This is a genomic window from Sphingomonas sp. CCH21-G11, assembly GCF_001555965.1.
Classification (GTDB): domain Bacteria; phylum Pseudomonadota; class Alphaproteobacteria; order Sphingomonadales; family Sphingomonadaceae; genus Sphingomonas.
Genome location: NZ_LSHX01000013.1, coordinates 20,689 through 28,622, shown reverse-complemented (window position 1 = coordinate 28,622; position 7,934 = coordinate 20,689). Strand labels below are relative to the sequence as shown.

At 68.4% G+C, this 7,934-nt stretch carries 9 protein-coding genes and 1 riboswitch; of the genes, 5 read left to right on the top strand and 4 right to left on the bottom strand.

Annotation, left to right across the window (positions count from 1 at the left end; translation table 11 throughout):
- From AX676_RS02930 to AX676_RS02915, 4 genes are all read left to right on the top strand, one after another.
- On the top strand, positions 1-1,272 hold a 1,272-nt coding region (locus AX676_RS02930; RefSeq protein WP_156441210.1), incomplete at its 5' end, for a response regulator.
- Positions 1,257-2,108 carry a CheR family methyltransferase gene (locus AX676_RS02925; RefSeq protein WP_066481280.1) on the top strand — a complete coding sequence of 284 codons (852 nt, stop codon included), beginning with the start codon at positions 1,257-1,259 and terminating at the stop codon, positions 2,106-2,108. The genes AX676_RS02930 and AX676_RS02925, both read left to right, overlap by 16 nt.
- Positions 2,105-2,677 (top strand): chemotaxis protein CheB, encoded by a 573-nt coding sequence (locus AX676_RS02920; RefSeq protein ID WP_066481277.1) that lies wholly within the window; start codon positions 2,105-2,107, stop codon positions 2,675-2,677. The genes AX676_RS02925 and AX676_RS02920 overlap by 4 nt, the downstream gene beginning before the upstream one ends.
- A complete protein-coding gene (locus tag AX676_RS02915; RefSeq protein ID WP_066481274.1) occupies positions 2,674-4,383 on the top strand; it encodes a response regulator in 1,710 nt (569 codons plus the stop codon). The genes AX676_RS02920 and AX676_RS02915 overlap by 4 nt, the downstream gene beginning before the upstream one ends.
- A gap of 40 nt (positions 4,384-4,423) precedes the next feature.
- Here the strand turns inward: AX676_RS02915 and AX676_RS02910 are convergent, their stop codons facing one another.
- The 3 genes from AX676_RS02910 to AX676_RS02900 form a co-directional block, all read right to left on the bottom strand.
- Positions 4,424-4,924: a nuclear transport factor 2 family protein gene (locus tag AX676_RS02910; RefSeq protein ID WP_066481271.1), complete on the bottom strand. Its 501-nt coding sequence runs from the start codon at positions 4,922-4,924 to the stop codon at positions 4,424-4,426.
- Positions 4,921-5,550, bottom strand: a complete 630-nt coding sequence (locus tag AX676_RS02905; protein WP_066481267.1) for a pyridoxamine 5'-phosphate oxidase family protein — start codon at positions 5,548-5,550, stop codon at positions 4,921-4,923. The genes AX676_RS02910 and AX676_RS02905 overlap by 4 nt, the downstream gene beginning before the upstream one ends.
- A gap of 65 nt (positions 5,551-5,615) precedes the next feature.
- The gene (locus AX676_RS02900; protein ID WP_066481266.1) at positions 5,616-6,161 is read right to left on the bottom strand and encodes a carboxymuconolactone decarboxylase family protein; all 546 of its coding nucleotides are present in this window, start codon (positions 6,159-6,161) and stop codon (positions 5,616-5,618) included.
- Positions 6,162-6,279: 118 nt separating this feature from the next.
- Here AX676_RS02900 and AX676_RS02895 point away from each other — a divergent pair, with 118 nt between their 5' ends.
- Positions 6,280-7,170, top strand: coding sequence for a LysR family transcriptional regulator (locus AX676_RS02895; protein ID WP_066481265.1), 891 nt, complete (start codon positions 6,280-6,282; stop codon positions 7,168-7,170).
- 16 nt (positions 7,171-7,186) lie between these two features.
- Here the strand turns inward: AX676_RS02895 and cobU are convergent, their stop codons facing one another.
- Entirely contained in the window at positions 7,187-7,714 is a 528-nt protein-coding gene (cobU, locus tag AX676_RS02890; protein ID WP_066481290.1) for a bifunctional adenosylcobinamide kinase/adenosylcobinamide-phosphate guanylyltransferase, read from the bottom strand.
- 17 nt (positions 7,715-7,731) lie between these two features.
- Positions 7,732-7,934: riboswitch (cobalamin riboswitch) on the top strand.

Below are 7,934 nucleotides of genomic sequence, written 5' to 3'. Positions count from 1 at the left end.
GCGCCCGATCAGGCCGCCCCGCCCCGCGCCGGGCGGGTGAAACGCGCCATCCCGATCGAGGACGATCGCGAGCAGATCGACACGCTGCGCCGCATCCTGCTGGTCGTCGAGGACGATCGCGCCTTTGCCGGCGTGGTCCGCGACCTCGCGCGCGAGGCGGGCTTTCAGACGCTGGTCGCGGGTACGGCCGAGGAGGCGCTCGACCTCGCCCGCGACTTCAAGCCGAGCGCGATCGTCCTCGACCTGGGGCTGCCCGACCAGTCGGGGCTGTCGGTGCTCGACCGGCTGAAGCGCGAGGATGCGACACGCCACATCCCGATCCACGTCGTGTCGGGTAGCGATCATCAGCAGACCGCGCTGTCGCTCGGCGCAATGGGCTATCTGGTCAAGCCGGTGAAGCGCGAGGACCTGGCCCATGCCATCTCGGCGCTCGAGGCGCAGCTGACGCGGACGATGCGGCGCGTGCTGATCGTCGAGGACGATCCGGTCCAGCGCGAGGCGGTCGGCAAGCTGCTCGCCGGGCCGGAGATCGAGACGGTGGGCGCGGGCACCGCCGCACGATGCCTGGAGCTGCTGAAGGAACAGACGTTCGATTGCATGGTCCTCGACCTGTCCTTGCCCGACGCGTCGGGCTATTCGCTGCTCGAGACGCTGAGCCAGGAGGGCGAGCACGGCTTTCCGCCGGTGATCGTCTATACCGGCCGCGACCTGTCGAGCGAGGACGAGCAGCAGCTGCGCCGTTATTCCAGCTCGATTATCATCAAGGGGGCGAAATCGCCCGAGCGGCTGCTCGACGAGGTGACGCTGTTCCTCCACCAGGTCGTGGCGGAGTTGCCGCCCGAGCAGCAACGGATGATCCGCCAGGCGCGCAACCGCGATGCCGTGCTGGAGGGCCGCCGCGTCCTGATCGTCGAGGACGATGTGCGCAACATCTATTCGCTCACCAACATCCTGGAGCCGCGTGGCGTCAAGGTGGTGATCGCCCGCAACGGCGAAGAAGCGATCGAGGCGATCGACCGCCGCACCGACACCGAGGAAGCCATCGACCTTGTCCTCATGGACGTGATGATGCCGGTGATGGACGGGCTCGACGCCACGCGGCGGATCCGGCTCGACCCGCGCTGGTCGAAGCTGCCGGTGATCATGCTGACGGCCAAGGCGATGCCCGACGATCAGGAACGATGTCTGGCGGCGGGCGCCAACGACTATATGGCCAAGCCCCTCGACGTCGACCGACTGCTCTCGCTGGTGCGTGTATGGATGCCACGCTGAAGCCCGCGGCCGCGGCCGAGCGGATCGAGGATATCGAGGCGCAGCTGCTGCTGGAGGCGCTGTACCGGCGCTATCACTACGACTTTCGCCAATATGCCCGCGCGTCGATCCGGCGGCGACTGCGCCAGGCACGCGACCAGATGGGCTATGCCAGCCTGTCGCTGTTGCAGGACGCGCTGCTCCACGACGACCGCGTGGTGACGCGGCTGCTCGACTATCTGACGGTCCAGGTCAGCGAGATGTTCCGCGATCCGGGCTATTACCGGGCAATCCGGGAGAAGGTGGTGCCGCATCTGCGCACCTATCCCTCGCTCAAGATCTGGATCGCGGGATGCAGCCAGGGCGAGGAGCTCTATTCCTTCGCGATCCTGCTGCACGAGGAGGGGCTGCTCGATCGCACGCTCCTCTATGCGACCGACATCAATCCGGCCGCGCTCGCGACCGCGAAGAAGGGAATCTTCGCGGTCGACAGGATCGCGGCATTCACCCAGAATCATCAGCTGTCGGGCGGCAAATCCTCGCTCTCGGATTATTACACGACCGCCTATGGCCGCGCCGCCTTCGACAAGAAGCTGCGCGCGCAGGTGGTGTTCTCCGACCACAGCCTCGTGACCGACGCGGTATTCGCGGAATGCCAGTTCGTGTCGTGCCGGAACGTCATGATCTATTTCGACCGGCCGCTGCAGGACCGGGCGCTCGGCCTGTTCCGTGAGTCGCTCGTGAGGGGCGGGTTCCTGGGGCTGGGTGCCAAGGAGACGCTGCGCTTTTCCGCGCATGCCGCCGCCTTTCGCGAATTCGTCCGCGAAGAGAAAATCTATCGCCGGAGCGACGGATGACGGCGCCGGCCCCGCAGATCGTCGTGATCGGCGCGTCGGCCGGTGCGATCCAGGCGCTTTCCGAGCTGCTGCCGCGCCTGCCCGCCGACTATAGGCTGCCGGTGCTGGTCGTCGTCCACGTCCCCGATGCGCCGTCGGGACTGGTGCCGCTGTTCCGCACCAAATGTGCGGTGGCGGTGCGCGAACCCGAGGACAAGGAACCGATCGAGCCGGCAACCGTCTATTTCGCGCCGCCGGGCTATCACCTGCTGGTCGAGGCGAATCGCACGCTTGCACTGTCCGTGGACGAACCCATGCTGTTCTCGCGCCCGTCGATTGACGTGCTGTTCGAAAGTGCTGCCGAAAGCTACGGCCCCGCGCTGCTGGGCGTGGTGCTGACCGGCGCGAACGAGGACGGCGCGCGCGGCGCGGCGGCGATTGCGGCCGCCGGGGGCAGCGTGCTGGTTCAGGACCCCGACGAGGCGTTCGCAGCGGCGATGCCCGCGGCGGCGCAGCGCAGCGCCCCTGCGGCGCGGGCGATGCCGCTGGCGGCGATTGGCGATTATCTGGTTGAGTTAGGACAGGAATGAACGACGGCCCCAATCTCGTCAAACTGCTGATCGTCGACGACCTGGAGGAAAACCTCGTCGCGCTGGAGGCGCTGCTGCGCCGAGACGGGCTCGTCTTCGTGCGTGCACGCTCGGGCGAGGAGGCGCTGGAACAGCTGCTCGCCCACGACGTCGCGCTCGCGCTGCTCGATGTCCAGATGCCCGGCATGGACGGGTTCGAGCTGGCGGAGTTCATGCGCGGTGCCGCACGCACGCGCCACGTCCCGATCATCTTCCTGACCGCGGGCAGCGCCGACCGGCAGCGGCGGTTCCGCGGCTATGAGGCGGGCGCGGTCGATTTCATCCAGAAGCCGATCGAACCCGACGTGCTGCGCAGCAAGGTCAATGTCTTTTTCGAGCTGCACCGCCAGCGGCACGAGCTGCAGGAACAGCGCGACGCGCTTGCCGAGGGCAGCCGCGCGCTGGCCGACTCCGCGACGCGCCTCGAGACGCAGGTGCGCGAGCGCACCGCCGAGCTGGAGGAGACGCTGGCGCGGCTGAAGGCGGAAACGGCGGAGCGCGAGCGCGCGCAGGCATCGCTGCGGCAAAGCCAGAAGATGGAGGCGGTCGGCCAGCTGACCGGCGGCATCGCGCACGATTTCAACAACATGCTGACCGGCATCATCGGGTCGCTCGACCTGATGCGCCGGCGGATCGCCAATGGCGAGTTCGACAAGCTCGACCGCTACATGGATGCGGCGACCACCTCGGCGGAACGGGCCGCCGCGCTGACCCAGCGGCTGCTCGCCTTTTCGCGGCGCCAGTCGCTCGACCCGCAACCGCTGGCGATCAACCAGCTGATCGAATCGATGCGCCCGCTGATCGAACGTGCGCTGCCCGAGCGGATCGAACTCGTCCTCGCGCTCGACGAAACCGTCTCCAACGCGCTCGCCGACACCAACCAGCTGGAGAACGCGGTCCTCAACCTCGTCCTCAACGCGCGCGACGCGATGCCGGAGGGCGGCAGGCTCGTCATCGAGACGCGGATGGCCGATGTCGCCGCGACGGACGTGCAGACGCGCCCCGGCCTGCCCGTCGGCAGGTTCGTCGTGGTTTCGGTGTCCGACAGCGGGGTCGGCATCCCGCCCGAAGTGCTCGACAAGGTATTCGACCCGTTCTTTACCACCAAGCCGCTGGGCCAGGGAACTGGGCTGGGCCTGTCGATGGTCTATGGCTTTGCGCAGCAAAGCGGCGGCGCGGTGCGGGTGCACAGCCAGGTCGGGCTGGGCACGTCGGTCACATTGTTCCTGCCCGTCACCGAGGCGATGCCGGCGGTCGTGGGCGAGAACACCGCCGCCACGCCGCTGGGCGAGGGCGAGTGCGTTCTGCTGGTCGAGGACGATCCCGCGGTGCGCATGCTCGTGCGCGAGGTCCTGAACGAACTGCGCTATCAGGCGATCGAGGTGGCCGAACCCGCCAGGGCGCTGCCGCTGCTCGCGTCGGACATGCCGATCGACCTGATGATCTCCGACGTCGGCATGCCCGGCATGACGGGTCGCGAGCTCGCCGACATCGCGCGCAGCCACCGCCCCGACCTGCCGATCCTGTTCATCACGGGCTATGCCCAGAATGCGACGCTGCGATCGGGCTTTCTGGGCGAGAACATGGCGATGATCACCAAGCCCTTCTCGCTCGACGAACTCGCCACCCGCATCCGCGCGCAGCTGGGCCGCCAGGCGCGTTCATAAAGCCGCGCGCACAGCGATGCCCGGAAACGGGCGTTCGCCGCTAGCGCCCGGGCGTTTCGCCGGAAAGCATGTCGATCCCGAGCGCGCTCAGATCCGGGTGGTCGAGCGGGCGGACGCCGGCGCGGTCCCAGTGGAAGCGGCGTTGATGTTCGGCAATGGCGACGTCGTTGATGCTGGCATGGCGTTCGGCCATGTAGCCGTGGGCATCGAAGCGCCAATTCTCATTGCCATAGGCGCGCCACCACTGGCCGGCGTCGTCGTGATATTCATAGGCGAAACGCACCGCGATGCGATCGTCGGCGGCGGCCCATAATTCCTTGATCAGCCGATATTCGTGCTCGCGCGCCCATTTCGCGGCCAGGAACGCCTCGATCTCGGCGCGCCCGGTGAGGAAGGTCGAGCGGTTGCGCCAGCGGCTGTCGGGGGTGTAGGCGAGCGCCACCCGCGCGGGATCGCGCCCGTTCCACGCATCCTCGGCCATGCGCACTTTTTGCGCGGCGGTGTCGGCGGTGAACGGCGGCAGCGGCGGGCGCGGCGTCATGGTCTCTTCTCCTGTTCGAGTTCGGCGATACGCGCCCGGAGCGCGATGTTCTCGCGGTCGAGCGCGTCGAGTTTCTGACTGATCGGCGCGAGCGCAGGGGCCAGTTCGGCCTCGGTAAAGCGCGGGGTGATGTGTTGCGGGCAGTTCCAGTCAAAGGCCGCGACCTCGATCACGAAGCCGCGCTCGACGCGTGCGCGATAGCCGGGTTCGGCCAGCGCGGCGACCGTGGCTTCGTCGGCGACATGCATCCGGCCGAGCAGCTTCAGCCGGCGGCGATTGGGGTAATCCATCAGGAACAGCGCGACACGATCATCGGTGTCGACATTGCCGAGCGTCAGATACTGGCGGTTGCCCGCAAAGTCGGCAAAGCCCAGGCGCTGCGCGTCGAGCACGCGCAGAAAGCCGGCCGGACCGCCGCGATGCTGGATATAGGGCCAGCCGTCGGGATTGACGCTGGCGATGTAGAAGCTGTCGCGTGCGGCGATGAACGCCGCTTCCGCCGCGCCGAGCCGGTCGGCCCCCTCGCCCTTTGCCTCCATGCGCGCATAGCTGGCGCGGCTGCCCGCGGCCGTCTGGGCATCACGGGCGGCGGCGCTGGCGGCAATCCTGAGGAAATGACTGGCCATCACGTTGCCTCGAAGCGAGAGGGGTGGCCGACGCGCGCAGGTGCGTCACGTCGGCCGGCGGGAGGTCAGGCGGCTTCAGTCGCGCGCACGACCGGGAAATCGATGTCGGTTTCAGCGACATTGTTGACATAGTTGGTCAGCACGTTGACGGCCACCAGCGCGACGATCTCGATCACCTGCGCCTCGTTGAAGCCCGCAAGCTTGACCGCGGCGAGGTCGGCATCGCTCACCCGGCCCCGGCTCGCCACCACTTTCGTCGCGAACACCACGGCGGCGTCGGCGCGGGCATCACCCGAATGGCCTGCCCGGTTGCGCGCGATCTCCGCCGCGTCGATCCCGGCGAGGTTCAGCCCCAGATAGCTGTGGGCCGACAGGCAATAGTCGCAGCCATTGGCCTGGGCGACCGCGAGCGCGATACGCTCGCGCGTCTTCGCATCGAGCGCCTTGCCGAGCGCGCCGTTGAGGCCGAGAAAACCCTCCAGCGCGGCGGGCGACTGGCCGACGAGACGGAAAAGGTTGGGGACGACGCCGAGCGACTTTTCGACCGCGTCGAACAGCGGCTGCGACGCGGCAGGTGCGGCATCGCGGGCGGGAATGGTCAGGCGGGACATGGCGTTTCTCCTGTGCAGCGAGGCGGCAGCGCCTCCGAGGCAGGGAGATAGTCGCATGCTTCCTTGAAGATAATTCGTGGATTTGACACTTCATTGTTTCACTGATTGAAATAAAACCATGGACCGGATCGACGCCATGCGCGCCTTCCTCGCCGTCGCCGATCGCGGCAGCTTTACCCAGGCGGCGCATGCGCTGCGCCTGTCGGGCGCGGCGACCACCCGCGCGGTGGCGCAGCTTGAAAGCGAACTGGGCGTCGCGCTGCTGATGCGCACGACGCGGTCGGTGCGACTGACCGAGCGCGGCGCGATCTATGCCGACCGATGCCGCCGCCTGCTCAGCGAACTGGAGGATGCCGCCGCGCTGGTGCGCGGAAAGGACGCGGCACCGCGCGGGTCGCTCAGCATCACCGCGCCCGTCATGTTCGGGCGGCTGCACATCCTGCCGATCGCCGAGCGGCTGGCGGCGGACCATCCCGACCTGTCGATCCGCATGACGTTCCTCGACCGGGTGACGCATCTGGTGGAGGAAGGCTTCGACCTGGCCGTGCGCATCGGCACGCCCGCCGACAGCGCGCTGATCGGCGTGCCGCTGGCAGAGGTCCGCCGCCTGACCGTCGCAAGCCCCGACTATCTGGCCGCGTACGGAACGCCGCGGACGCCCGCCGACCTGCGGCATCACCGCATCGTCGCGTTCGAGGGGATCGGCGCGACCAACGACTGGCGGTTCGGCGCCCGCGGCGAAACCGGCGTTCACGTCCAGCCGCGACTGTCGGTCAACAGCGCCGCCGCCGCCATCGCCAGTGCCGAACGCGGACATGGCATTACCCGCGCGCTGTCCTATCAGGTCGACGACGCGATTGCCGCCGGGCGGCTGGCGCGCCTGCTTGAGGCGTTCGAGCCCGCGGCGGTTCCCGTCACCCTGCTCTATCAGGCGAGCCGCCGGGGGGCACCCAATATCGCGGCCTTCGTCGCCGCCGCGCGCGCGCATTTCGGCGCGGCACGCGCCTGAGTCCTGCAGCCGCCGGCTATTTGAGCCGCATCGGCAGGCCGGCGACCATGAACTCGACATGATCGGCGCGCTCGGCGACCTGCTGGTGCAACCGTCCCGCCGCATCGCGGAACCGGCGGGCAAGCGCATTGTCGGGAACGATGCCCAGCCCGACCTCGTTGCTGACCATCACGACCGGGCACGCCGCCGCCGACAGCGCCGCGATCAGGGCATCGCCGGCGGCGGCGACATCGATTTCGGCATGCATCAGGTTGCTCGTCCACAAGGTCAGGCAATCGATTAGCAGGACCCGGTCCGGGTGGCCTTCATCCGCAACGGCGCGGGGCAGATCGACCGGGGCCTCGACCGTCCGCCAGCCCGCGCCGCGATCCGCTCGATGACGCGCGATCCGGTCCGCCATTTCGTCGTCGAACGCCTGGGCCGTGGCGAGATAGACGCGGGTGTCGGCGAGCGATTCGGCGAGCGCCTGCGCCCGGCTGCTCTTGCCCGACCGCGCCCCGCCCAGGATCAGGGTCAGCACCCGCAGCGCCTTTCGTCTTGCCATGCGCGCGTGGCTGCCATAATCCGCCTTCCGTGTTCGGTTCCCAGAGATGGGATTAATAGGGAACGCGGAAGCGGGCGGATAGCCCGCCAGCCGCGGCTGTCCCCGCAACTGTGACCGGCGAGCGGTCGCCCCACATGCCACTGGCCGAAGATCGGCCGGGAAGGCGGGGCGATCGCGGCGACCCGGGAGCCAGGAGACCTGCCGGACATTGTCGGTCCTT

Excerpts from the sequence above, each read along its gene's own strand:
- AX676_RS02900 (WP_066481266.1), bottom strand. The coding sequence starts at position 6,161 with ATGTCCCGCCTGACCATTCCCGCCCGCGATGCCGCACCTGCCGCGTCG.
- AX676_RS02920 (WP_066481277.1), top strand. The coding sequence starts at position 2,105 with ATGACGGCGCCGGCCCCGCAGATCGTCGTGATCGGCGCGTCGGCCGGT.
- cobU (WP_066481290.1), bottom strand. The coding sequence starts at position 7,714 with ATGGCAAGACGAAAGGCGCTGCGGGTGCTGACCCTGATCCTGGGCGGG.
- AX676_RS02925 (WP_066481280.1), top strand. The coding sequence starts at position 1,257 with ATGGATGCCACGCTGAAGCCCGCGGCCGCGGCCGAGCGGATCGAGGAT.
- AX676_RS02915 (WP_066481274.1), top strand. The coding sequence starts at position 2,674 with ATGAACGACGGCCCCAATCTCGTCAAACTGCTGATCGTCGACGACCTG.
- AX676_RS02895 (WP_066481265.1), top strand. The coding sequence starts at position 6,280 with ATGGACCGGATCGACGCCATGCGCGCCTTCCTCGCCGTCGCCGATCGC.
- AX676_RS02910 (WP_066481271.1), bottom strand. The coding sequence starts at position 4,924 with ATGACGCCGCGCCCGCCGCTGCCGCCGTTCACCGCCGACACCGCCGCG.
- AX676_RS02905 (WP_066481267.1), bottom strand. The coding sequence starts at position 5,550 with ATGGCCAGTCATTTCCTCAGGATTGCCGCCAGCGCCGCCGCCCGTGAT.